General features: G+C 58.4%; 22 protein-coding genes. 9 read left to right on the forward strand and 13 right to left on the reverse strand.

Features of this window, described 5'->3' with window-relative positions; genetic code table 11:
- Positions 1-12: 12 nt before the first annotated feature.
- The 3 genes from FHR98_RS02155 to FHR98_RS02165 all read right to left on the reverse strand — a co-directional run bounded on the left by FHR98_RS02155 (position 13) and on the right by FHR98_RS02165 (position 2,138).
- The gene (locus FHR98_RS02155) at positions 13-480 is read right to left on the reverse strand and encodes an enolase C-terminal domain-like protein (protein ID WP_322091205.1); all 468 of its coding nucleotides are present in this window, start codon (positions 478-480) and stop codon (positions 13-15) included.
- A complete protein-coding gene (locus tag FHR98_RS02160; RefSeq protein WP_183414972.1) occupies positions 440-1,426 on the reverse strand; it encodes a class I SAM-dependent DNA methyltransferase in 987 nt (328 codons plus the stop codon). Before FHR98_RS02160 ends, FHR98_RS02155 begins: the two co-directional genes overlap by 41 nt.
- An 85-nt stretch (positions 1,427-1,511) precedes the next feature.
- Positions 1,512-2,138 carry a pyridoxamine 5'-phosphate oxidase family protein gene (locus FHR98_RS02165; protein ID WP_183414973.1) on the reverse strand — a complete coding sequence of 209 codons (627 nt, stop codon included), beginning with the start codon at positions 2,136-2,138 and terminating at the stop codon, positions 1,512-1,514.
- A gap of 128 nt (positions 2,139-2,266) precedes the next feature.
- Here FHR98_RS02165 and FHR98_RS02170 point away from each other — a divergent pair, with 128 nt between their 5' ends.
- Entirely contained in the window at positions 2,267-3,211 is a 945-nt protein-coding gene (locus FHR98_RS02170) for a LysR substrate-binding domain-containing protein (RefSeq protein ID WP_183414974.1), read from the forward strand.
- Between the two features lie 3 nt (positions 3,212-3,214).
- On the opposite strand, the gene FHR98_RS02175 is transcribed toward FHR98_RS02170, so the two are convergent.
- From FHR98_RS02175 to FHR98_RS02200, 6 genes are all read right to left on the reverse strand, one after another.
- Positions 3,215-3,859 (reverse strand): isochorismatase family protein, encoded by a 645-nt coding sequence (locus tag FHR98_RS02175; protein ID WP_183414975.1) that lies wholly within the window; start codon positions 3,857-3,859, stop codon positions 3,215-3,217.
- Positions 3,860-3,892: 33 nt separating this feature from the next.
- Entirely contained in the window at positions 3,893-5,122 is a 1,230-nt protein-coding gene (locus tag FHR98_RS02180) for a metal-dependent hydrolase family protein (protein WP_183414976.1), read from the reverse strand.
- Positions 5,123-5,149: 27 nt separating this feature from the next.
- Entirely contained in the window at positions 5,150-6,460 is a 1,311-nt protein-coding gene (locus FHR98_RS02185) for a TRAP transporter large permease (protein WP_183414977.1), read from the reverse strand.
- Positions 6,461-6,475: 15 nt separating this feature from the next.
- Positions 6,476-7,024 (reverse strand): TRAP transporter small permease, encoded by a 549-nt coding sequence (locus FHR98_RS02190; RefSeq protein WP_183414978.1) that lies wholly within the window; start codon positions 7,022-7,024, stop codon positions 6,476-6,478.
- A 2-nt stretch (positions 7,025-7,026) separates the two neighbouring features.
- Positions 7,027-7,647 carry a TetR/AcrR family transcriptional regulator gene (locus tag FHR98_RS02195; RefSeq protein ID WP_183414979.1) on the reverse strand — a complete coding sequence of 207 codons (621 nt, stop codon included), beginning with the start codon at positions 7,645-7,647 and terminating at the stop codon, positions 7,027-7,029.
- Positions 7,648-7,739: 92 nt separating this feature from the next.
- Positions 7,740-8,879 carry a C4-dicarboxylate TRAP transporter substrate-binding protein gene (locus FHR98_RS02200; protein WP_221205673.1) on the reverse strand — a complete coding sequence of 380 codons (1,140 nt, stop codon included), beginning with the start codon at positions 8,877-8,879 and terminating at the stop codon, positions 7,740-7,742.
- A gap of 228 nt (positions 8,880-9,107) precedes the next feature.
- On the opposite strand from FHR98_RS02200, the gene FHR98_RS02205 reads away from it, so the two are divergent.
- A complete protein-coding gene (locus FHR98_RS02205; protein ID WP_183414981.1) occupies positions 9,108-9,929 on the forward strand; it encodes an SDR family NAD(P)-dependent oxidoreductase in 822 nt (273 codons plus the stop codon).
- 111 nt (positions 9,930-10,040) lie between these two features.
- Here FHR98_RS02205 and FHR98_RS02210 read toward each other — a convergent pair whose 3' ends face one another.
- The 3 genes from FHR98_RS02210 to FHR98_RS02220 all read right to left on the reverse strand — a co-directional run bounded on the left by FHR98_RS02210 (position 10,041) and on the right by FHR98_RS02220 (position 13,041).
- A complete protein-coding gene (locus FHR98_RS02210; RefSeq protein WP_183414982.1) occupies positions 10,041-11,333 on the reverse strand; it encodes an NAD(P)/FAD-dependent oxidoreductase in 1,293 nt (430 codons plus the stop codon).
- Positions 11,334-11,386: 53 nt separating this feature from the next.
- The gene (locus FHR98_RS02215) at positions 11,387-11,977 is read right to left on the reverse strand and encodes a helix-turn-helix domain-containing protein (RefSeq protein ID WP_183415185.1); all 591 of its coding nucleotides are present in this window, start codon (positions 11,975-11,977) and stop codon (positions 11,387-11,389) included.
- 113 nt (positions 11,978-12,090) lie between these two features.
- Positions 12,091-13,041: a DMT family transporter gene (locus FHR98_RS02220; RefSeq protein WP_183414983.1), complete on the reverse strand. Its 951-nt coding sequence runs from the start codon at positions 13,039-13,041 to the stop codon at positions 12,091-12,093.
- 285 nt (positions 13,042-13,326) lie between these two features.
- Between FHR98_RS02220 and FHR98_RS02225 the strand changes: the two genes are divergently transcribed.
- The 7 genes from FHR98_RS02225 to FHR98_RS02255 are packed head-to-tail and all read left to right on the forward strand — an operon-like array spanning position 13,327 to position 23,599.
- The gene (locus FHR98_RS02225; protein ID WP_183414984.1) at positions 13,327-15,342 is read left to right on the forward strand and encodes a hydantoinase/oxoprolinase family protein; all 2,016 of its coding nucleotides are present in this window, start codon (positions 13,327-13,329) and stop codon (positions 15,340-15,342) included.
- A 29-nt stretch (positions 15,343-15,371) separates the two neighbouring features.
- Entirely contained in the window at positions 15,372-17,042 is a 1,671-nt protein-coding gene (locus FHR98_RS02230; RefSeq protein WP_183414985.1) for a hydantoinase B/oxoprolinase family protein, read from the forward strand.
- Between the two features lie 6 nt (positions 17,043-17,048).
- A complete protein-coding gene (locus tag FHR98_RS02235; RefSeq protein WP_183414986.1) occupies positions 17,049-19,106 on the forward strand; it encodes a hydantoinase/oxoprolinase family protein in 2,058 nt (685 codons plus the stop codon).
- Positions 19,107-19,111: 5 nt separating this feature from the next.
- The gene (locus FHR98_RS02240; RefSeq protein ID WP_183414987.1) at positions 19,112-20,809 is read left to right on the forward strand and encodes a hydantoinase B/oxoprolinase family protein; all 1,698 of its coding nucleotides are present in this window, start codon (positions 19,112-19,114) and stop codon (positions 20,807-20,809) included.
- Positions 20,810-20,827: 18 nt separating this feature from the next.
- Complete coding sequence (locus FHR98_RS02245; RefSeq protein WP_183414988.1) at positions 20,828-21,430, forward strand: TRAP transporter small permease; 603 nt, start codon at positions 20,828-20,830, stop codon at positions 21,428-21,430.
- Positions 21,423-22,730 (forward strand): TRAP transporter large permease, encoded by a 1,308-nt coding sequence (locus tag FHR98_RS02250; protein WP_183414989.1) that lies wholly within the window; start codon positions 21,423-21,425, stop codon positions 22,728-22,730. Before FHR98_RS02245 ends, FHR98_RS02250 begins: the two co-directional genes overlap by 8 nt.
- A gap of 14 nt (positions 22,731-22,744) precedes the next feature.
- Entirely contained in the window at positions 22,745-23,599 is an 855-nt protein-coding gene (locus tag FHR98_RS02255; RefSeq protein WP_183414990.1) for a carbon-nitrogen hydrolase family protein, read from the forward strand.
- A 77-nt stretch (positions 23,600-23,676) separates the two neighbouring features.
- On the opposite strand, the gene FHR98_RS02260 is transcribed toward FHR98_RS02255, so the two are convergent.
- Entirely contained in the window at positions 23,677-24,810 is a 1,134-nt protein-coding gene (locus tag FHR98_RS02260) for a C4-dicarboxylate TRAP transporter substrate-binding protein (protein ID WP_221205675.1), read from the reverse strand.
- Positions 24,811-24,899 lie beyond the last annotated feature (89 nt).

The raw sequence follows: 24,899 nt of genomic DNA on the forward strand, positions 1-24,899 counted from the left end.
ATCGGCCGGATCTCATCCGGTAATCTGAAAAAGCGACTGACCGAGGACATCATAACGCAACTCGACCCGCAAACCAGGAGCGTCGCCGGCGCGCATCTTACAGTTTATGCGCTTGGGAGCGCCCTTGGCGTTGGTGACCGAAACATAAGAGTTGGAATCGGTGGCAGCGAGGCGAAACGGCTCGGGCGTCGAGTGTGCCAGATGGGAGATGGCAGCCGTCACGATATCGCCGCCCCAAGAATCTTCGATCGTCATCGGCAAGCCAAAAGTAACGCAAAGATCCCTTATCTGGCGGGCCTTGGTAATGCCGCCCACCTTGGAGATCTTGAGATGGATAGCATCCATCGCGCCGTTGGCATGAGCGCGCTGCAAGGCGCCTATCTCATCGATGTTTTCATCCAGGATAAACGGCAGATTGGTTGCTTGCCTATTTCCCTCCTCAGCCGGCGCCGGGCAAGGTCCAGGGTGCGCGCGTTGCACCGCCGGTGGAATGGCTGATCGCCGCCGGTTGGTCTTTCTGGGCCAGAATTACCAAACCTTCGACGGGAAGGCCCTTTTCGCGGCGGAGTGCGGCGCGATCTTGAGCCAGAAGGGAAAATCCGTTCCCCGAGAGCCAGGCGCGCAGGGCCATCGGATCGTGGCGGAAGCGCTGACCGGGGCCGAGGCTATAGGCGGATCGGAGGTCGTCGGGCGTTTCCAAATCCGCTTCCACGGTGAAGAGCAGCAAACCACCCGGTTTCAACCGCCCGGCACAACTGCTGAAGGTGGAAGCAAGATCGCCCAAATAGTTGAAGACGTCCGCGGCGATAAGCAGATCGTAACGCAGACAAAGATCATCCGGTGGGGTTGCGATGTCGCCCGATTGAAGCGCGCGATAAAGGCCCTTCGCCCGCGCCTGCGCAAGCATTCCGGGTGATATATCCAGGCCGTCCATGACGCCGCCCAGCACCGAGAATATCTCGCCGGCGAGGCCAGTGCCGCAACCAAGGTCCAGGATTGTGGGGCTCTCTGGAAGGTTCTGCTTGAAGGCTTGGAGCGTTTGCCAGAGCAAACGCGGTCCACAGTAGCCGAGACGATCCACGAGTTGGGTTTCGAAAGCGGGCGCTATCTGGTCGAAAAGCTGCCGCACGTATGCTGGAGGGAGCCGCTCAGGCGTATCCGCAGCGCCCAGCAAAGCCAGTCGCGGTGAGGATCCCAGACGGTCGCTGGGGTCGTGTTCAAGATATTTGCGGAAGGCTGCGGCACCGGCATCTTTATCACCGGCCAGCTCCAGTGCCTCACCCAGTACGAACCAAGCTTCGGCCCAGGACGGGGCCAAGGCGACGGCCTCGCGGGCCAGTTCCGCCGCGCCGGAGCCATCGCCGTCATCAAGAAGCGCCAAGGCTACGTCAAGCCGCCGTCCCGCCCCTGCTCGTTCATAGGTCACTTGCAATCCATCCGGAATCACATGCTGACGGGGCGACAGCCCGCGTTCCCGCAGGAGCGCATAGATATTCCGATTGCCGGATAATTCAAGTGGGATTTGCTGTGGTCTCCGACATCGCGGTCAAGGTGGCTTCCAACTCGGCAATCCGTTGCTTGAGCGGGATTATGGCCTCTTGAACTTCGGCGGTGGAGTAGCGCGGCGTGATGTGCTGCGGGCAGTTCCAGTCAAAGGCCTCGATGCGAATCACGATACCGCGTTCTACCTTGGCGCGGTACTCCGGAAGCTCCAGGCGATTGAGGATGGTGTTTTCCTCCAAGTCCACCAAGCGGGCACGACCCAGTATCTTCAAGCGGGTGCGATGGGCATAGTCCATGAAGAAGAGCGATACCCTGTCATCCGTCATCATGTTGCCGACGCTGATGTACTGCCGGTTGCCGCGAAAATCGGCAAAACCAATCGTTCGTTCATCCAGAACACGCACAAACCCCGGCGGTCCGCCGCGATGCTGGACGTAGGGCCAGCCTGTTTCGCTGACCGAAGCCATGTAAAAGCTATCGCGCTCACCAATGAACCCTGCCTCTCGGGGGCCAAGTACCTGGTTCACCGGCTCTTCGATCACTTCGAAGCGCGCGTAGCTCTTCCGACTACCGTGGGCCTCTTGCAGCTTCTTGATTGTTTCCGTGAAGGCGATGTCTGCATAGCGGTGGGACATGGTGACTCTCGTATACTGGTTAGATCATCGGTGGCTATTGATCACCGGCACAAAGGAAGATGGCATTCGACGTGAAATAAAATAATATAAGGAATATGAAATACTTTATTTCGCTAAAAGGAATAAAGATGGACCGTGTGCATGAAATGGAGGTTTTGGTCGCGATTGCCGACGTCGGCAGTTTTGCCGCGGCGGGGCGGCGTCTGCATATCTCTCCTCCGGCGGTGACGCGTGCCGTTGCTTCGCTCGAGGCGCGCCTTGGTGTGCGGCTGCTCAATCGGACGACCCGCAGCTTGAGCATGACCGAGGCCGGCGTGCGGTTTCTGGAAACCGCCCGTTCGGTGCTTGCCGGTATCGAGGCTGCGGAGAAAGAGGCATTGGGGGAGATGGCCGCCCCCCAAGGGCGACTGACCGTCACCACGTCGTTCACATTCGGGCGAACGGCACTGGCGCCGATCGTCTCCGAATTTCTAGGCGCCCACCCTCAAGTCAGCCTCTCCGTACTGCTGATCGACAGAACGGTAAATTTGGTTGAAGAAGGTATCGACGTTGCCGTGCGTATTGGACCACTTTCTGACTCGAGCCTTATTGCAAGGCGTGTCGGACAAGTCAGGCGCTTGCTGGTAGCAAGTCCGAAGTATCTGGATAGGCGTGGCTGGCCACAAAATCCCAGCGATCTGAAACTTCATTCCATAATCGCATTTACTGGCTTGGTGGCAAATCGCAAGTGGGGATACCTTGACCGTGGCGGGGTCGCTTACCAATCGTTTGAGCCGCGCTTGGAGATTAATGATGCAGCCACTGCAATTGCCGCCGCCACCGCTGGCGATGGGATAACGGTGGCTTTGTCCTACATGGTCGCGGAGCAGCTTCGAAGCGGTGCCCTTGTGCCGGTGCTGGAGCCGGTCACGCCGCCCCCGGTTCCGGTTCACCTGGTGCACCCCCATAACCGCTTGGTGGCGCCGAAGGTTCGGGCTTTCATTGATTTTGCCGCACCAAAACTGAGCCGGAGGCTGCAAGAGTTGGCGGTCGATCCTCTGGGAGAAACGCCGGGCGCCGAAGCGCCCGGCTGATCCTCAGTTATTTCTGCGGCCGGTTTCCTCGATGTACTCGATCATGGCGTCAGCGCTGGAAATGTCCGCGTAGCGACGGGACAGATCGCGCAGGTTATCGAGGTGCGGCTGCTCCTCGTGATCGCCGACGCAGTCCTCCGGTACGATGGTTCGGAATCCCCATTGGAAGCTGTCGATGCTTGATGCGCGAATGCAACCGCTGGTGATGCAGCCGGTGACAATCACTGTATCGACGCGCTCCTTGAGGAAGAAGGGGACGACGGGCGTCTGAAAGAAGATGGACGGCCCGGTTTTGCAGACGACGACGTCGTAATCTTCCTGATAGATCATCGGGTCTAGCTCGGTGCAGGGATGGCCATGGATCAGCTCCTCGCGCACTGCGCCGACCTTCCAGTAAGGCATGTCCCTTTCGCTTTTGTAGGCCGTGTAGCAGGTTGCGATCGGAACGTTATTGCGCCGCGCGACCTCCAGCAGGCGTGCGGTGTTCTCCAGGCCGCGCATAACCATCGGGGCACCGCCCAGTCGGTACTTGGATTCCGTAAATGCTTTTTGATAGTCGATGACGACAATTCCGGGTTTTTGACCCAAGCCGACTTCGATCGCGCCGTAGCTGCGCTTCTGGTAATCAATAGGTTCTACATTACTCATTTCTTACTCCTAATTCCGGCAGTGTGGAAACTCTCAAGGCAGCAGGTTCTTATAGAACTTGCCTTCCTTCATGATGGCGGTGAGGTTCTTTTCCGGCTCGGTTAGAACCGTCACGTCCTCTAGTGGATTGCTCTCGACCACTAGAAGATCGGCGCGTGCACCCTGCTCGACGACGCCGAACTCGCCGTCGCGCAGGAAAGCTTCGGCGGCGGTGCAGGTTGCTGCACGGATAAGCTCTGCAGCAGGGACGACATCCTTGCGAAGATTGAATTCGTTGAGCTGGTGGCGTTGCATGCTGCCCAGCAGATCGGAACCATAGATCATGCGCACGCCGGCGTTTTGGGCCATCTCCAGGGCGCGGGCGCCAGCGTCAAGCACGTCGTAGACCTTCATTTGCAACTCCGGCGCCATGCCCGCTTCAACACCTTCGCTGGCCAACGCGTTGTAAGTGGCCAGGGTCGGGGTCAGGAAGGCCCCATACTTCAAGAAAGCCTCGCAGCTTTGCTCGTCCATCAGGTTGCCGTGCTCGATGGTCCTGACACCGCGTGACAGCAGGCGGTTGATTGCCCGAGCAGTATAGGCGTGCGCCATGACGTGCAGATTGGCTGCGGTGGCCTCTTCAACGATGGCGTCGATTTCATCCAGTGCGAATTGCGTGCTGTCGATCCGGTCAGTCGGCGACGACACGCCACCGGAGGCCATGATCTTGATGTGCGTCGCGCCTTTGCGAATTTCGTCACGTGCGGCACGCCGGACTTCCGGAATACCGTCGCAAACGAGACCAAGTCCGGCACAGCAGAAACATTGGTCCAAATCGTGGTCGCCGACGCCGCGCATGTCCCCATGGCCGCCGGTTTGCGACAAGGCGTGACCGCAGAAGAGAACGCGGGGCCCGATTAGCTTGTCCTCGTCGACCGCGCGCGAAAGGCCGTAATCCGCACCACCCGCGTCTCGCACGGTGGTAAAGCCACGCATCAGCATGTCCCGAAGTAAATCGCCGCTGCGCGCCGCTACATAAAAGGGCGACAGGCGCTTGAGCATCGGAAAGTCCGGCGTGATCGCGGTGACATGGACGTGGCCGTCGCAAAGCCCCGGCATCAGATAGCGGCCCTTGATGTCAATGACTTTTGCGCCGTCGGCCTTCAGGGGCGTCTGGGATACCTCGGTGATCTTGCCGTCGGTGACTAGAACCGAGTGGTCCGGCAGGATCGTGCCGGCGCGGGTATCGAGTACATTGGCATTGGTGAAAATAGTCGTGGTCACTTTTAGTCTCCCTAATAAGCAGGCGCGTCAGCGGTAAGCCAGCGTTGGCAAGAACAGCGACATGGCTGGGAAAATGATGATGAGGAGCAGGGCAACGAGGTCCATGACCACGAACCAGGTCACGCCCTTGAAGACCTCTTGCAGGGTGACGAGGTTCCCCAACGCCCCCTTGATGACGTAAACGTTCAATCCGATTGGCGGCGTAACCAGCCCGATTTCGAGAAGCTTGATGACAATGATTCCGAACCAGACGAGATCAAATCCGGCACCGTCCACCAGCGGCAGGATCAGCGGCAAAGTCAAAAGCAGCAAACCGATCGAATCGATGAACATGCCCAGGATCACGTAAATCACCGTGACCGCCAGCAGGATCCACCAGATCTGATCACTGACCCCCAGGATCAACTCGGAGAAGGCTACCGGCACGCCGCTAAGCGCAAGGAAGCGCGTGAAAAAGACAGAGCCGATGAGAATGATGAAGATGCTGGAGGTGCTGTTCGCGGTATTGATCAGGGCGCTCTTGATGGCCTCGCGCGTCAATGCTCCACGGCTGTAGGCGATGACGGCCGCCACGAAAGCACCGATGGCGCCAGCCTCAGTAGGGGAAAAGATACCGGTGAAAATGCCACCCAGCACGGAAAGGATAAGGACTGGCAATGGCCAGATATCCTTGAAGGCCGCGATTTTTTCAGCGCGGGTCACCTCGATCTGAACGGTGCCGGCAAGGCTCGGATTAGCGCGCACGCGGACAACGATCATCGCCATGTAAAGCAACGCCGACACAATGCCCGGCAAGAACCCGGCCATGAAAAGCTGACCGACGGAAACCTGGGCATAGACACCGTAGAGAATCAGCAAAACGCTTGGTGGAATCAAAGACCCAAGGGTGCCGGACGCGGCAATGGTGCCGGTTGCAAGTCCTTTGTCATAGCAGTTGGCGAGCATTTCAGGGACTGCAATACGGGACATTGCCGCCGCCGTGGCGACGCTGGAGCCAGAGGCCGCAGCAAAAAACGCGCAGGCAGCGACGCTGGATACGGCGAGGCCGCCCGGAAGCCGCGCCAACATCAGGCGCATCGCCGAGAACAAACCCTTGGTCATATCCGTTGTGGAGCAGATGTACCCCATCAGGAGGAACATCGGCGCTGCCGTTAGCTCCCATTGCCCAACGAAATCAAACGGCGTTGCCGAAATCAAACCCCAGGACACGCGTATCGAGGTCATCGCCGCAACGCCGACGATGGAGACGAGGCCAAGCGTAAGCCCGATGGGCACCCGCAGAGCTATGAGCAGAAGCGTAACGACAATGCCTGCGACGCCGATGTCCAGATTAGTCATGGTGAGGCTGGCTCTCTAAAGTGCACGGCGCAGACGGAGCGCCCGCACCAGGTTTGCGAGAATGGCGAGGCAGATTCCTGCAAAACCGATAGGCAAGGCCCACCGGCTCGGCCAGATGTAGAAAAGGAAGTTGGACATGATGGTTTCCAGACGATCTGTAGACCGCCAGGCATCGAGGAAACTTTGGTATCCAAGCATTCCGAAGTAGATCAACCCGAGCAGGCAGGCAAAGAGATACAGTGCGAACTGCAGGGGTTTGGGCAGGAACTGCACGAAGAGATCCACGCGAATATGTTCGCCCTTCAATTCGACATAACCCAGCGGCAGGAAAACGGCGATCACCATGTGATAGAAGGAGACGGTTTCCAGCGTGCCGATCACGGAACTGTTGAATAAGAAACGCAACGCGACGTCGATGCTCACGTGCAGCATCATGACCGCCATGAACAGGCAGCCCACGACAAGGAAGGCCTTGTTCAGCCCTTCGAAGAGGCGCTCAAGGTAGCCGTCAGTGGCGCTGTAGTCGTTGTCGTGACCGGATAGGTCCAGTGGATCGCTGGCCATGGTCAGCCTTTCTGATCTTTGTTTTTTAGGATGCCTGCGGTTTCCAGTGTCTGTTTCCAGAAATCCAACATGTCATGAAAAAGTTGTGGGTCGTCGCGCCAAACCGATTGTGTGCCCATGCCGCGCAAAAAACAGAGCGTCACGTTCAGCGCCAGTCGCCTGTCGCGCGGTTCGCTGGACGAGCGAAGCAACAACTGTTCCCAGATCTCGTCGAGCGAGGCGTTGTATTCCAGCGCCACGGGCACAAGAGCCGCCTTGATTACGGGGTCGGTGCGCGCAGCGGTCACGAACTCCAGCGTGATCATGTACATCGGACCTGAGAAGCGCTCCCACAGATTTGCGAGAAACGCATCGAAGTCGATCTCACCGCTGTCCACGCCCTCCGCCATCTGGCGGACTTCGCGGATTTCATCGCGCAGCAGGTGCCTCAGCGCTTCTTTGAGAAGCAGATCCTTGCTCGGATAGTGGTGCAGCAATGCGCCCCGGGAAACGCCGGCCCGGTGGGCAACGTCGACGGTTGAGGTATCCCGCAAACCTTGTTCCAGCAAGCAGGTTAGCGTCACATCCAGAATTTTACGCTGCGTTTTGCGCGATCGCTCTGCCTGTGTGCGTCGAACCTGCATGGAACCTCCAGACGATTAATTAGGCGAAGGGGCAGACCGGGATGCCTGAAGGAACAAGATTGTACCACAGAGGCTCCGGCCTGCCCTTTCCATTACTGAACGCCGTAGGTGGCTGGGTCCAGCGTGTCGTAGATTTCACTGAGCGCCAGAGCGGTCAGGGCATCTTCGTCATTGCGGTCGACGCTGGCGATCAGCTTCTCCCACTTCGCATAAACGGCGCGGAAATCGTCAATGACTTCCTTCCCGTTCGTCAGGCCGTACTTCTCTTCGGCAGTCTTGTAGACCAGCCCAAGAGCTTTCTCGCGGTAGCTTTCAACAGAGGCCATCAGATCGGCTTCGGGCTGATAGATCGTGTTGCCCTTGCTTTTGCCTTCTTCAAGGGCGCTATCGGCGCGCTTGATATAGTTGATGTTCATGCGGGCCATGGCGCGGGCGGTGGCTTCCATAAGAATGCGGCGGTCGGCCGGCTTCAGGCTTGCCCAGAAGCCCGGATTGTAACCCCACTGTGGGCCGGACCAATACATGCCAGTGGGTAGGATCGTCGTGTACTTGGCGACTTCCCACAAAGACCGGTCGATCAGGTCGTTGCCGGCATTGGACGCACAATCCAGCGTGCCGCGCTCCAGGCCAGTGTACATCTCGCTGGAGGGTACGTTGACGGGAATTCCGCCAACTTCCTCAACCCACAACGACACGGTCGAACCGGCAGTGCGGATACGCTTGCCCTTAATCTCTTCGAGATTACGGATCGGTTCCCGGCAGAAGAGAATGTATGGAGGCGTGGCGTATGAGCCGAGGTAGACGACGCCCTTGTCCTTCCACTCCTGGAGCTGCGTGGCGTTGTGTACGCTGAAATCCGTCACGGCGAAAATCGCCACCAGAGCGTCAGAGTAGTTGAACCCAAGTTCCTGAACCGCGTTGGCAACTGGAAGCTCGGAGGGTGTGTAGACCGCAGCGTGGTGGGCAACCTGGACAACGTTGTCACGGATGCCCTGAAGGTTGGCGCGCGGCGCCAACAGGACCGTACCGGTATAAACCTCGGGCACCAGCGATCCGCCGGAGAGCTCCTTTACCATCTCCGCCCATTCGATGTAGCCATACTTGGAATGGGGGTGTTCGGCAGAATAAAAGGAATTGGCGATAAACTCGGTTTGCGCCGTGGCGGGTGCGCCGCCAAGGGCTGCGGAAATTGCCGCGCAAGCATCGGCAATCATAAGCGTTAGTTTCTTCATAGACATAGCCTCCGTAGGGGTCAGAGAACCTGGGAAAGTCGCTTCGGCCCAAAATGTCGTTCTTCAGCCGTCGCGACCGCGGACATTTCTTATAGTTAGTGAAAAACTAATTTGTAAGAAACAAACAGTCAAGACTGTCTGTAAGTGAAAATTGTTACCTCTCCGCGTTGCATCCCTCCTATCGGGGCGTCAGGCTGAGCCAGGCTTTCGAAACCGGGAGAATGCATTATGCGGTTCAAGAACAAGACCATCCTCGTCACCGGAGGCAGTGCCGGGATCGGTCGCGCCATTGTTCTAAAAGCTTTGGCGGAAGGCGCCAGCGTGGCCTTTTGCGGGCGGAGCCGGGAACGCGGACTCGGCTTGTTAAAGGACTGCGGAGACGACCCCCGCTTATGCTTCATACAGGCGGATGTGCGTGAGGAGAAGCAAGCGCGCGACCTCGTCGAACAGTGCCTAGCCTGGACCGGTGCCCTGGACATAGTAGTGAACAATGTCGGTGCAGGCGCCAGACATGCGGGCGTTGAGAAGACCGACCCGCCTACCGCGCGGTTCCAGAAGATGATCAAGTCCAACCTTGATGTAGCTTACTTCGTTGCAACAAGCGCCCTGCCCTATCTGGCGCAGTCGGCAGTAAAGCGAGGGTCTGGCGCGATTATAAACATCACCTCGACCGCCAGCCTGCACGGTACATGGGGGCATTACGGCGTAGCGAAGGCGGCATTGGAAGCCTTGACCCGAAGTCTGGCGGTAGAGGGGGCGCCTAAGGGCGTGCGTGTCAACGCGGTCTCGCCGGGATGGATCAAGACATTCGAAACCGCCGAGGAAGGCAAATCCGCGGCGTGGGAGCGGCAGGCGTCGCTTTTCGGCCGGATGGGGCAGCCCGATGAGATAGCCTGCGCCACTTTGTTTCTGGCCTCGGATGACGCTTCCTTCATTACCGGGACAACGTTGGTGGTTGACGGTGGTCTCTCGATCACGGACCCGGCTTCTCAGACTTACCTGGCTGAGCACGGCGGCTGGCGCCTTTTCTCGGGCGTGCTTGCACCGTGACCCCACAGCTCTTTCGTGGAGCGTGAATTAAAGGGCGGCCCTAATCCCCCAGGGCCGCCCACCCTCCCGGCAGAGGGTGTTGGGATTGCAATAGTGGATTGGAGGCGTGACCTAGAATCCCAAACGGTCGCGCAGCCCGTACCAAACCACCAGCGAGGTCACGGCCGGCTTTCGCAGACCGTAGAATGGAATTCGATTTGGTTGAGTGACCGGGAAATCCAGATCTTCGACGGCTTTGCCAGCCAAGCGTTCAGCCAGGACCTTGCCGAGCGCGGTGGCCATTGCCACGCCCCGACCGTTGAAGCCCAGCGCAGCATGCAGGCCTGGCGCCGGCTCATTCAAATGCGGGAAATGGTCCTGGGTCATGGCGACAAGTCCGCCCCAGGCATGTTCCCACTCCACCTCTCCGATTTGCGGGAACAAGCGGTGCGTCACATGCTTGAGCACGGAGAAACGGGCCCTTAGACCTGCGTCGGTAAAGCCGCCTCGACCGCCCATGAGTAAGCGCCCTGTCGCATCCAGTCTGAAATAGTTTAGGAGTCTGCGCGTGTCGCTGCTGACATGGCCTTCCGGGAAAATACTCCGCCGGACATTCTCGGAGAGCGGCTTGGTTGCGACCTGTATGGAACGGAATGGAACTACGGTTTTCGCCAAGCCGGGCCACAGGTGGTCGGTATAACCGTTGGTGCAAAGCGCCACCTGTTTGGCGCGCACTTCGCCGTGCGGAGTTTTAATCAGGAACCCCTGGCCGGTCTTTTCGAGGCTTTCGGCGGGGCTGTCGCTGTAAATGTCGACCCCAAGACTGCGGACCGCGGCGGCTAGTCCGAGCGCGTAATTAAGCGGGTGAACGGAGCCGCCTCTTCTGTCCAGCGTGCCGCCGGCGTAGGCTCCGGTGCCGATCAACCGTGCAGTCTCGGACTTGGATAGGTGCTCGATTTTGGCACCCCTACGTTGCCACTGCTCGGCGCGGCGGGCCAACAGATCAAGCGCACTGGAATCGTGTGCCGCCTGTATCCATCCGTTGTCCTGTAGATCGCATTCGATGCCATAGCGTCGGATCAGATCGAAAACCAGGGACGGCCCCTCGCCCGATATACGTACCATCCGGCCGCCCATCTCCGGCCCGTAGAGCTTTTCTATCGTGTCGGGGTCTTCCTTGAGTCCGGGTATCACTTGCCCGCCGTTGCGGCCGGAAGCACCCCATCCAGGGGTCCGCGCTTCGATCACCACCGGCTTCAACCCGCGCTCGGCTAAGTGAAGGGCGCAAGACAGGCCGGCAAAACCTGCACCAACGATAGCTGTATCGACGGTCAGGGACTCTTCCAGATGCCGGCGTGGCAGCGCTTGGTTGGCGGTCGCTTCCCAGAGGGAATTGGCAAGAAGAGGACGCTCGCGTTCAATCATTGGTCAGGCCATCCGTTTCGGGCGTGTGTTGCTTGGGTTGCTCTCAGAGGTCATCAGTAGACGGCAGGAGTCACGGTCCAGATCACTTGGCAAACTTCTTCGCCGATCGCCCAGAAGCGACATAACTGCCTGGCATCAAAAGCAAATGCGTCCCCCGGCATAAGCTCGAACTGCTTGCCGTCAATCTCCAAACCCAGCGTACCGGAAACAACCGTCCCACACTTCGCGCCGTCTGGATTGTTATAAGGCTCTTTGCCGGAGCCGCCTTGGGGCTGGATGATGATTAGCATCATCTGTATTCCGGGGCAGGAGTCAGGCGTCATCAACTCCTTGGTCATACCCTTTTCACCCAGATCAAGAATGCGCCGATTAGCGGTGCGGACGATATAATCCGAGTCGTTCTTCTCGTCGGCCTCCTTCCCGTCGAACAGCCAGCCCATTGGCATGTCCAATGCTTCGCAGATCTGCTTGAGGGAATGAAGCGAAGGAGCTGAAATACCGCGCTCTATATGGCTCAATTGGCCGATGGAGACGCCGCTGTTTTGTGCCACTACCGCAAGCGATAGCCCCCTGACCTTGCGGCGCAACCGCAGCTTCTGGCCAATCGAGCCGTCGATTTCCGATTTGCGCGTTCTCTTTTGCATCAAAGACAAAGGTATGACTCCCCTTCATTATTGTTGTTTTGCTTAGATTGAAAAAAATACAAAAAAAATTCAACCGAAAATTTAGAATCAGACTGAAAAGAAATCATCGGCTGTCAACCAGGAGTGTTGGTCTGCGGTGGCACGGCAGATCGTTGAAAGGATAGGAAGGCGCCAACCAAGATGAAAAGCGCGCTTATGAGCAGTGACGAATGAAGCGGCTCATCCAAAACAAGATTGCTCAGAAACACGCCGAAAACAGGTGAGAGGAGCAGAAACTGCCCCGCGCTTGCGGCCGATATCCTGCTGAGCGCTTGTGCCCAGCACCAGAAGCCGAAGCTGGTAGGCACGATCCAGTTGTACAATAAGATGGCTAGGTACTGCGGCGTCGGGCTAAAGGCAGTCCCTCGCTCCATGATCATGGCCAAGAGCGATACCGATACCGCTGCAACAGCCAACTGCCAGAACACCTGTTGCCAGAAGCTGCTGCGCCAGCGCCGGGTTCTGTATAGCACGGCGCCGGTGGCCCAGCCGATGGTGGCGATCAAGGCGATGGCTGAACCGAGAAAGGCATTGCCGCTATCCCAGGTCATTGTCCAGGGCTCGGTGAGCAGCACCAGACCCAATAAACCTAAGGCGCCGCCGGCAACCGCGGTCGGTGTCGTGCGCTCACCCAGCAACCAGATACTAATCAGCAGCGCCCAAACCGGCATGGAGTAAGCGATCAAAACGGTCCTGCTTGCTTCGATCCAGAGCATGGCAATTGAGGTCAAGCCGGTCATCAAGGCGACCTGTAGAAAGCCGATGGCGCCGAGCAAGAGCCGCTCGCCCGGCTCCGGCAGCAGGACTCTGCCCCTGCCAAGCGAAACCAGGCATAGGCCGACGATGGCTGTCGCCCCCAGAAAGCGCAGGGCGTTGAAGGTCAAGGGGCCGCTATCCTGTAGGGCCAACTTGACCCAAGTGTAGTTACCCCCCCAGGCAAAGACGAGGACGCTTAGGAACAGCAATGTGATGATCACGTATTTAGGTGTGTTCGCCGCCGTCGCTGGCGTTTGTGCTGTCGGCATCAGGTGTGCACTCTCAATCTTTCAAGATGTCCCAAATGGAATCGACCCCGCCGCGAAAAGGCGCGTTTGTTTCCCTGATCCGATCGGTGCTCCCAGCGTCGTCTTGAGGGAGGCGGCACAGCACATTCCAGGGCATTATTTCCTGCTCATCGTCTTTGGTGTTCGCCGCTAATGTAGATTAAAGTTTCGTTTTTGCAAAAATTTTTATAGAAAATATTCAATTAGATTGATAGTCGTAATGGAACTGCATCGGCAGATCGATGAGAAAACTGGAGGAGAGTATAGATGCGCGTTGGCGTCGAAGTCGGGGGAACCTTTACGGACCTGGTAGCTATCGGAAAGGAAGGAATACGTGTCGCCAAGGTGCCGAGTGTCCCTTCCCGTCCGGACGAAGGCGCCTTTAATGCGTTGCTTGCCAGCGGGCTGACGATCGCCGAGATCGAGGATCTGGCTCACGGATCAACCGTGGCTACCAACGCTGTTCTGGAGCGTAAAGGCTTTCCGACCGCTTTCGTGACAACCGAAGGATTCCGGGACATCCTGGCGCTGCAACGCCACAACCGCACGAGCATTTACGATCTAGAGTATCAGAAGCCCGCGCCGGTGGTTAAGCGCGCCGATTGCTTCGAAGTTTCGGAACGTATCTTGGCTGACGGCAGCGTGCTTACTGCGTTGGACGAAGCCAAGGTGGAGACGGCATTGATTCCCGCGCTTAAGAACGGTGGTTATGAAGCTGTCGCCGTTTGCTTGCTGAATGCCTATGCGAACCCGGCACACGAGGAGCAGCTTCGATCGATCATTCAGGCGCGGCTTCCGGATTTGCACGTGACCTTGTCTTCCGCTGTGACGCGCGAGTTTCGCGAGTATGAGCGGGCATCGACGGCAGCGATTTCCGCCTATGTTCAGCCGGTGATCGACCGCTATATCGGGCGTTTCGAGGGGCGCCTTGCGGAGAATGGATTCAAAGGTCGGTTCAGTGTCATGCAGTCCAACGGCGGACGCCTGCCCGCCGAGGCCATGCGTCAAAGCGCTGTGACCGCCTTGCTTTCCGGCCCGGCCGCTGGCGTCATGGGCGCCACACGGCAAGCCAGCCGGTCCGGCTACGAGAATCTCATTACGCTGGATATCGGAGGGACTTCTACCGATGTCAGCGTCGTTACCGGCGGAAAGCCCGGCCTGACGAACGAGTTCATGATCGACGGTCTGCCGGTAAGGATTCCGGTCATCGACATCAATACCGTCGGCGCCGGCGGCGGCAGCATTATCTGGATCGATGAAGGAGGCATGCTGCGCGCCGGACCGCAATCCGCGGGCGCCGACCCCGGCCCGGCGTGTTACGGTCGCGGCGGTAAGTTGCCGACGATCACAGACGCACATGTCATCCGTCAGACCATGCGCCCCGAAGCTTTTCTCGGCGGTCGCATGCAGATTGACCCGGAAGCGTCGCGCGCAGTCTTCAAGCCGATTGCCGAGCACTTTGGCATGACGTTGGAGGAAGCTGCGGATAGCGCGATCCAATTGGCGAATGCGAACATCGTTCGCGCCATTCAGCTTATCTCGACCGAGCGCGGCAAGGACCCGCGTGACTATGTGATGATTCCCTATGGCGGTGCCGGGCCTTTGCACGCGGCCCAGGTGGCCCAGGATCTGGGCATCCGCACCATTGTCGTACCGCCCAATGCAGGTGTCATGTCGGCCTACGGCCTGATCGCCTCCGATTTTGTTCAGTTTGAGAGCATGACCCACCGTGCCGTCGTCGATGTTGGGGCCGGCGACCTGGTGCGCGGCATTTTCAAGGAAATGAAGGATCGGGCGCTGACGCGCTTCCACGAACTGGGGCTAGATAGCAATCTTCGACTGGATTTCATCGCGGATATGCGTTTCGTCGGCCAGGCCTTTGAGGTGCCTGTTGCCTTGAGCGAGGCGGAGGTGGCCAAGCTGGACGGCGCCGCAATTCAGCGGCTTTTCGGCACCGCTCACGAGAAGATCTATTTCTTTGGCGCCAGCTCGGATAAGCCGATCGAGTTTGTGTCCTTCCGATTGGGTATTTCCGCCGAGTTGGCGGATCTGCCGGTGCTGGTCGAGACCGGTGATTACAGTGTCGAAGCCAGTGAGATCGAACTCTTTGATCAACGCCAGAAGTGGCAGGGCACCCTGATGAGCCGCAGCCAGATCGGCGATGGGCAAATCTTGACAGGGCCGATGCTGCTGGAGGATTCGACCTCTACTTTATTCGTGCCTGCCGGCTGGAGCGCGGCGCAGGACGAGAACCACAATTTGATTCTGACGAGGGCCGAATAATGCCGGAAGCAAATACAAGGACCGATATCATGAGCACATTAGACCCAGTTGACTATGCGGTCATCAGCCAAGGTTTGATCGCGGCGGCCCGTGAAATGGGCGCCAAGTTGATCCGCTCGGCATACTCCACCATCGTCCGAGAGGCCTCCGACGCTTCCGCCGCACTCCTGGACAGAGATGGGAACGTTGTTGCCCAAGCGGAACTCATCCCGATGCAACTCGGTCCGATGGCCGACACCTTCCGCGCTTGTGCGGCGCTCTATCCGGTCGATGAGCTTGTTGAAGGCGATTTCTACATCAACAACGATCCCTTCGCAGGTGGTCAGCATCTACAGGACGTATTCATTTATTCGCCGATCTTTGTCGACGGGAAGGTAATCGGATTTGCCGGCACAGTTGCTCACCACCTTGACCTTGGCGGTGGCAACCCCGGCCTGACCACGGCCGCAGCGGACGTTCATGCCGAAGGCTTTATCTTTCCGCCATCCAAGTACAACCTGAAGCGGGATTGGTACGGTGGGCCGTTGGAGCGTCTGGTGGCCGCGAATATTCGCGTGCCCGCCCAGACCATCGGCGACTTCAACGCGCAGTTCGCCGCCAACGCGATCGGCGGTCAGCGCGTCACGCAGATCTGTGAGAAATATGGAGTGGATTCGGTCACTGCGGTCATGACCGAACTGATGGACTACTCGGAGCGCCGATTCCGTGCTGCGCTGATCGAAATTCCGGACGGTACTTATTATGGCGAAGACGCCTTGGACGATGACGGCCTGACCGACAAGCCGCTTGAGGTCAAGGCAACCCTTGTTGTTAAGGGCGACACCATCAGTGTCGACTTTGCCGGTAGCTGCCCGCAGGTGACCCGTAATCTGAACTGCCCGTTCTCTTCTACGGTTTCCTCAACACTCAGTGCCATTAAATCGGTTCTGACCAGTCCTGACATTCCCTTCAATGAGGGTGTAAAGCGGCCGATCAGCATCACGGCGCCAAAGGGCTCCCTGCTGAACCCCAACTACCCGGCGCCGGTGCGCGCCCGCATGGAAGCCGGATATCGTTGCTTCAATGCCGTGATGAAGGCTTTGGCACAGATCGTGCCGGACCGGGTCATTGCGGGTGGGAACGATACGACAACAGTCACCTCGATCTCGCATTTGGACGAGGGCAAGTACCGCGTCTATCTGGAAGTGTTTGGCGGCGGCTACGGCGCGTCATTAAATACGGACGGCTGTGATGCCGTCGATGCTCCGCTTTCCAATTGCGCCAATACGCCGATTGAGGCGACGGATATGGACTTCTCCCATTTTCGGATTGTCGGTTATGGCTTGCTGCCGGATTCTTGCGGCCATGGCCGCCATCGCGGCGGCCTCGGCTTTTACCGTCGTTATGAAATCCTCAAGGACGACGTCAATTTTGCGATCTATGCCGATCGATTCCGCCTGTCTCCCTATGGTCTGTTTGGCGGCACCGATGGAGAGGTCGCGCGTTGTGAGGTGGAGCGGGGCGGTGAGATCATTTCGGTGAAAAGCAAGGACATGCTGGATCTCCGCAAGGGCGATATTCTGACCCTTTATACCGCGGGCGGGGCAGGTTATGGCCCGGTCGGCGAACGGCCAAGCGAGGCCGTTCGGAGGGATGTCGAGCATGGCTATATCACGCCGGAGACCGCCAAGTCGGTCTATGGTTTTGAAGCGGCGGAGTGAAGTAGCATGGCAACGGATGAGCGTGAGGTTAGCCTTGGCATCGATATTGGGGGAACCTTCACCGATATCGTTTGTGTGACAGACGACGGACCGAAAATTTTCAAGGTTCCTTCGACACGGTCCAACCCAAGCATCGCCGTCAGAAACGCTATCGCGCAGCTCAAAGACGAGCATGGGGTTGCGCCTGATAGCATCACCCGTTTTGCCCACGGCACGACGGTGGCGACCAACGCTGTGCTGGAGCGCAAGGGTGCCAGGATCGGCATCATCGCAACGCGCGGTTTCAAGGATGTGCTCGAGATCGGACGCCAGATGCGGCGGGAGATGTATGACCTGAAGCTAAGGTCGCAGACTCCTGCTTGGCTAGCGCCAGGCGCTCGGCGTGTTGAAGTCGATGAGCGTGTATCCGCGGATGGCTCGGTCGTTACAGCGCTTTCCATGGATAGCGTCCGTCTCGCCGTTGATGAATTGCTGGAACAGAAAGTCGAGGCCATCGCCGTAACGCTGCTGTTTTCATTCTTGAATCCGGCTCATGAGCGCGCGATTGCGGCCTACATTGCCGAGGTGGCACCTGATCTGCCGGTTTCGTTGTCCTCTGAAGTAGATCCGGCCTTCCGAGAGTACGAACGTACGGTCGTTACGGCTTTCGACAGCTATGTGAAGCCGGTCGTCGATCGCTACCTGCGGGAAATGGAGGAATCGCTTGCGGCCTCTGGGATGCCTGCGCCATTGCAGATCATGCAGTCGCGTGGTGGACTTGCGATCTCTTCCGTTGCACGGCTTCGTCCGGTGAGGCTGTTCCTCTCCGGTCCCGCTGGTGGCGTGATTGGCGGACTTTCCGAATCCGCCCAAGCAGGCATTGATAAAATTATCACGATCGATGTTGGTGGCACCTCCAGCGATATTGCCTTGGTTGACGGCGGTGAGGCGCTTGTACGTTCGGAAACGTCGATAGCTGGATATAGTGTACGCGTACCTATGGTTGATATTGAAACCTTGGGGGCCGGCGGCGGCAGTCTTGTCTGGTTGGATTCCGCGAAGGGTATGCGCGTTGGGCCGGAATCCGCTGGTGCAGAACCGGGCCCCGTCTGTTATGGCCGGGGCGGTACGCAGCCGACCGTGACGGATGCATCAATTGTTCTGGGCTATCTCGATCCCGGCTATTTTGCTGGCGGCACGTTGCGGCTCGATCCGGCATTGGCGGAGGACGCCATCCGCAGGGAAGTGGCCGAGCCAATGGGGTTCTCGGTGCCGGAAGCGGCTCTTGGCATCCATCGGATAGCCAACGCTCAGATGGCCGAAGGCATTCGTCTGGTGTCTTTGAACAGAGGCTTGGACCCACGCGAGTTCGTGCTGGTTCCTCTGGGTGGTGCAGGCGCTCTCCATGCGGTGCCGCTGGCGGAGGAGCTTGGTATTCGGCGCGTTCTAGTGCCTCGCTATCCGGGCGTCCTTTCCGCGGCGGGTTTGTTGGCAGCGCCCATCGAGCATGAGGTTGCCGCCGCTTATCCGATGCCCTTGAACGACGCCATTACGGACGACCTTGCGAAGTTTCTTTCGACACTGGACGCCCAGGCGGGGGACCTTATGGCCGCCGAGAACCTGTCCGGCCTGAAGGTTGAGACCCGTTACTCCGCCGATGTTTGCTACATGGGCCAAAGTTCAACATTGGAGGTGGTGTTGGACCTGTCCGGCACCGATCCCATCGGGGCATTGTACAAGCGCTTCGAGGAAACCCACCGCCGCATCTTTGGTCACGCCACGGGCGCGCCTGCAAGGATCGTCAATCTGAGGACCGTCCATCGGGCGCAGCTCGCGCCGCCCAATCTGACGGCGCGGGCGAATGGTGCTGCCAAGCAAGCGCATAAGGGATCGCGACTCGCTTGGTTCGAGGGCCTTTCTTCAGCGGTGGAGACAGCGGTTTACGATCGCGATGGCCTGACGTCGGGCGAGCGTTTCGAAGGTCCGGCCATTGTCGAGCAGTCGGATACCACGACCCTTGTGCCGCCCGGTTGGCAGGCCCTGGTCGTCGAGGGAAATTCTCTGCTCATCGAGCGCAAGGAGTAATGAAGATGGTTTCGAAAACAGTTGGTGGCGTCGATCCGATTACGTTGGAAGTCGTTCGAAACAAGCTGGACGGAATCGCCCAGGAAATGGAGGTCACGCTCTTCAAGAGTTCTTGTTCCCCCATTGTCAAGGAAGGGCTGGACGCCTCAGCATCGCTTTTCATGCTGGACGGCACGACGCTTTCACAGGCTTGTGCCGTGCCAATCCACCTGGGCACACTGATACCGGCGGTCGCCGAGATCATTCGGAAGTTCCCTCCCGAGACCATGACCGACGGCGATATTTACCTGCTGAACGATCCCTACCATGGGGGTACGCATCTACCCGATATCGCGGTCGTGATGCCAATTTTCGCCAACGGCCGACCGGTGGCGTTGGCGGCTACCATGACCCATCACCAGGACGTCGGCGGAATGAGCGCCGGATCGGTGCCCACGAACTCTACTGAGATTTACCAGGAAGGCCTGCGGTTGCCCGCTGTTCGTTGGGCGCACGGTGGCGTATTCGACGAAACACTGACAGCCTTGCTGCGGCTGAATGTCCGGATTCCGGATATCTTCCTGGGAGATTTACATGCTCAGATTGCGGCCTGCAAGATCGGTGCATTACGCCTCGCGGGATTGGTGGACAAGCATGGCAACAACGCCTGTTTGACGATGTTCCAGTTGCTGATCGAGCGCGCCGAAGCCATGACCCGCGATGCCTTGAAGAAAATTCCGAACGGCACCTACCGCTTCACCGATTGGTTGGATAATGACGGAATCGATCTGGACAAACGGGTTCGCGTCGAAGTCGCGGTCACTCTTGCGGACGGCGATATCCATTTCGACCTGACGGGCAGCAGCCCGCAGGTGCGCGGTCCGATCAACTGCGTACCCTCGGGCAGCCTGGCCGCTGCCTGCTATGCGGTACGGGCCGTTACCGACCCGTCGATCCCCAACAATGGCGGGTGTTTCAAGCCCATCCGTCTCACTTTGCCAGAGGGTACATTAGTCAATCCGAAGTCGCCGGCGCCGGTAAATGCGCGGACCGCGACAATCAAGCGGATCACCGGCTGCATGCTTTCGGCGCTTGCCGAGGCGCTGCCCGGCAAAGTTCCCGCCCCCAACGCGGGTCAGTTGCTTGTCATGGCTTTTGGTGGTGCGCGGCGCTCGGGCGAGGCCTTCGTGACTGGGGAGTTGATCGCGGGCGGTAGTGGCGCCGGTAACGATCTGGATGGTGTCGATGCGATAGAGACTGACGCAACGAACTGTATGAATCTGCCTGCCGAAGCCATGGAGATGGAGGCGCCTTTGCGCATCAACAGGGTTGCGTTGCGCCGGGATTCCGGCGGCGCCGGGTCTTCGCGCGGGGGCCTTGGTGTGATCAAGGAGTTCGAGATTCTCGACGATGTAAGTGGGCCGGTGTCTTTCTCCCACCGTGGCGAGCGCCATTTCGTTCCGGCCGGCGGACTTAACGGTGGCAAGGAAGGCGGGGTCGCCAGGTCCCGGATTTTCAGGGTCGACGGCGCAGTTGAGGAGATTCGCTCCAAGACCGTAACACAACTTCACCGGGGCGATCGTCTGGTGGTCGAAACTGCAGGTGGAGGTGGATGGGGCGAGCCTGAAAAGCGTGCCAACTCAGCCATTGCATCGGACATTGCAAACGGTAAGGTGTCGCCCGAATCGGCCGCCGAATCCTACGGCTGGAACGGCGGATCATAAGAGTTCTAGGGGAGAGAAGTGGAACAACGATCTAGCGAGACGGCGGCAAACCACGCCTCGGCGGCGGAGCGTTTCATCAGCTCCTTCGCGAAGGGCCTGACTGTCGTGGGCGGCATCAGCCTTGTGCTGATGATGGTCCAAATGGTGCTCGATGTGTTTATGAGTAACGTTTTTCATGCACCTATCGAGAGCAACCTGGAGGTGGTCTCAATTTACTACATGGTTGCGGTGGTTTTCTTGCCCCTGGCCATTGTGGAGTTACGGCACGAGCACATCCAGGTAGATCTTTTTGTTCGATTGCTACCTAAATTGGCGCAGCGGGGGCTCTATATCATGGGCAACCTGATTAGTGCCGTGTTCTTCGGAATTCTGGCCTATCAGACATGGCTCGACGCCGTTAAGTCCTTTCGCATACAGGAAATGGTGATGGGGGTCGATTTCATCGAAATCTGGCCGTCCAAATTCATCCTGCCGATCAGTTTCGCAGTCATTCTGATGGCGATCCTTCTCCACGCTTGGAAAGCATTGAGGCAGCCGGACTTCGACCCGACGCCGAGTGCACCAACATCTTTGGAAGAACAGGATTCGGCTCAGCCGGCCCAGGGGCAGAAGCATGGATAATGTACTGATCGGTTTCATTGGGCTGGCCGCCGGACTGGTCCTCATTGGACTGAGGATTCAGATTGGCGTGGCCGTCGGTTTTGTATCCTTCATCGGCATTGGCGTGATCCTGAATATGAAAGCTGCGTGGGGCATGCTGACGGCAGTCCCCTTCAACTTCGTCGGCGACTGGAACCTGACGGCAATCCCGATGTTCCTGCTGATGGGCTACGTGGCGTCTTCGTCGGGCCTGACACAGGGTTTGTTCAAGGCGATGCGGATCTTTCTGTCGCGCTTGCCCGGTGGCTTGGCGGTTGCCAGTGTAGGCGCTTGTGCGCTGATGTCGGCGGCTTCCGGCTCCAGTGTTGCCACGGCCTCTTCTATGGCGCGAATCGCAACACCGGAAATGCTGCGGTATCGCTATAATCCGGGCCTTGCGACAGGCGTGGTCGCTACCGCCGGTACCTTGGGCTCCTTGATTCCGCCAAGTATTCTGATGGTGCTATACGGCTATTATGCCGAGGTCTCCATCTCTCAGTTGTTCATTGCCGGTATTGTCCCCGGCTTGCTTTCGGCGGTGATGCTGTCCCTGATGATCATCACCCGGGTCAAGATCAATCCGGAGCTGGCGCCACGGGTTGAGGAGGTCTTTTCTGCGCAGGAAAAGTGGGATGCCCTAAAAGAGGTTTGGCCCCTTCCTGTGCTTGTGCTGGGTGTGCTCGTCGGTATCTTCATCGGGCTATTCACGCCGACGGAAGCAGGCGCTGTTGGCGCGTTCCTGGCGATCGTCCTGGCAGCCGTCCGTCGGACCCTTTCCTGGCCGGTGCTCAAGGACGCGATTCTCAGCACCCTTTCGAGTACTGCTGGCATCTTCATGGTCGTGATCGGCACCGTTCTGCTGGGCAAGTTTATGGCTCTGAGCGGCGTACCTACCTTCATCGCGAAAGAGCTACTGATGTTCGGCGGCGACGAGTTGACCGTGATCATCATGGTTACCGTGCTCTACCTGGCCCTTGGCATGTTCCTGGACTCCATCGGTATACTGCTGTTGACGCTGCCGATTATCTTGCCGGTTGCACGTGAAGCCGGAATCGACTTCATCTGGTTTGGCATCATCCTTATAAAGCTGCTCGAAATCGGGCTTATCACGCCCCCCGTAGGGCTCAATGTTTACGTGATGAAGGCCGCCCTTGGCAGTATCGTAAGCCTGCAGGAGATTTTCCGGGGCGTTACCTGGTTCGTCATAATCGAGATCGTAACCCTTGCGATTATCGTGGCATTCCCGCTGCTATCGCTCTGGTTGCCCGCATTGATGCAGTAAGGAGTTGAAGATTTATGCCCAGTCAATCTGATCGGCTTGTCGTTTCGGCCATTCAGATCACCGCAGTGGACGGTGAAAAGGACGCTACGGTTGAGAAGATGCTCAACTTGATCGACCAAGCGGGGGAGCGGGGAACGCGCCTTTGTGTCCTGCCGGAACTATGGACTGGCCTTGGGTTCTCCGATGCGACGGTTTACCGGTCGATCGCCGAGCCAATTCCGGGTCCCGTGACCAACTTGCTGGCGGAAAAAGCCAAGAAGTACGGCATGTATATCGGTGGATCGCTTTATGAGGAGGCGGCCGACGGGCGTTACCACAACAGCCTGCCGCTTATCGATCCGCAGGGTTTGATCGTCGGCACCTATCGGAAAACGCATCTGTTCGACGCACCCAACCGGACTGACATTCCTCCGGGCATCCGCGAATCCGATAAGATTACCGCCGGCGATTGTCTTGACGTGCTTCAAACGGACGTGGGTCGCGTTGGCCTTTCCGTCTGCTCTGATCTGCGTTTCCCGGAGATCTACCGGGAGATGGCGCTCCAGGGGACCGATATCATGGTTTGTGCGTCTGCATTCCTCAGCCCGCGTTACGATCACTGGGAGTTCTTCCTGCGCGCTCGTGCGACCGAGAACCAGTGCTTTGTCGTGGCTTCGGGACAGTATGGCGTGGAGCCCAAATCCGGGCTGGCATTTGTCGGGCGGAGTATGATCGTGGACCCTTGGGGGACCGTCGTGGCAACGGCATCCGATACGGAGTGTTGCGTAACCGCGGAGATCGACTTGTCGTTCATCGAGGAAGTGCGCCGCCGCTATCCTTTGCTGGATCAACGCCGTCCGGCGCTTTATCGGACCCTCCGAGGTTCCTGAGATCGGATGGAATACCGTAGAAAAAAGGGCCTCTCCATCGGAGAGGCCCTTTTCTTTCGTCTGTCTTCAGACCGAACTCAGTTGCCGTAGGAAGCGGCGTCGATCCGGCTGTAAAGATTGTCTTTCAGAACCTTCTTGAGCGCGGCGGCATCCGCCCGGTCAATGCCATCGAGCAAGCCTTCCCACTTGGTCAACGTTGCCTCGAAGCGAGCTACCAGACCCTCGGGATCAGGAACGTTGAAGCGCTCCGTACCTTCCTTGATAGCCGTGGCCCGGACGATATTCGCGGCAAACTCGTTCGTCGCCGCCAGATCTTCGGCCGAGGCTTGAGTGACTGTCACGCCATGCGACGGCGCTTCAGCCAACGCCTCTTCGGCCGCGTTAACGTAGCCGATCATCGTGTCGACCAAGGTGTCGGAAATGGTGTCCAGGATGATGCGGCGCTGACCGGCTTCCAAATCGCCCCAGAAATCCTTGTTGAAGGCGTATTCCCAACCGGCGAAATAGACACCGAGGGGAATGTTATAGGTGTACTTCGCAACGTCCCAAAGAGACCGGCTCTTCAGATCATTGGCTGCGTTGGAGGCGCAATCCAGTTGTCCACGCTCCAGGCCGGTGAACATCTCCGAAGAGGGGACGCTGACCGGAACGGCGCCGATGCTGCGTGCCCATTCAGCATGCACCGGTCCGGGCATGCGGATTTTCAGGCCCTTCATGTCATCCAGGCTTTTGACTTCCTTGGCACACATGATGGTGTACTGCGGCGTCGCATAGCCGCCGGCAAAGACAATGCCAAGAGAATCGAAGCGGGCTTTCATCTCCGGATCGTTCATGAAGAAATCCGTCACTGCGAAGGAAGACGTCATGATGTCGCGCAGCCCGAAGCCAAGGATCGAAAGCGTATTGTCCTCGGGCAGGTCGGTCGGTGTGTAGGTGCCAGCGTGGTAGGTCAGATGCGCAATGCCATCCTGCAGACCGCTCAGATGCGCGTTAGGCGGCAGCAATGCGGTGCCGGTAAACAGGTTAACCTTGATGTCGCCATTCGAGGCGGCCTCAAGCGTTTTGGCCCACTCAACGTAGCCGTACTTGGTCAAGGGGTGCGTATCCGGGAACCAGATGCTCGCATTGATTTCGGTGGCTGCCTGTGCGCCGGTCGTCATTGCCAGGGCAGCGGCCAGCCCCATCCCTGCCGCGCGGATATTAAATTTCATAGCCTTCTCCCATCCATGAATTCTCAGAGTATGTTCTGCGGCGGGCGATGCTGTCGCCGCGGCCGGAACACGAGCATTCAGTCTAAGGA

This window comes from Limibacillus halophilus (assembly GCF_014191775.1).
GTDB lineage: Bacteria > Pseudomonadota > Alphaproteobacteria > Kiloniellales > CECT-8803 > Limibacillus > Limibacillus halophilus.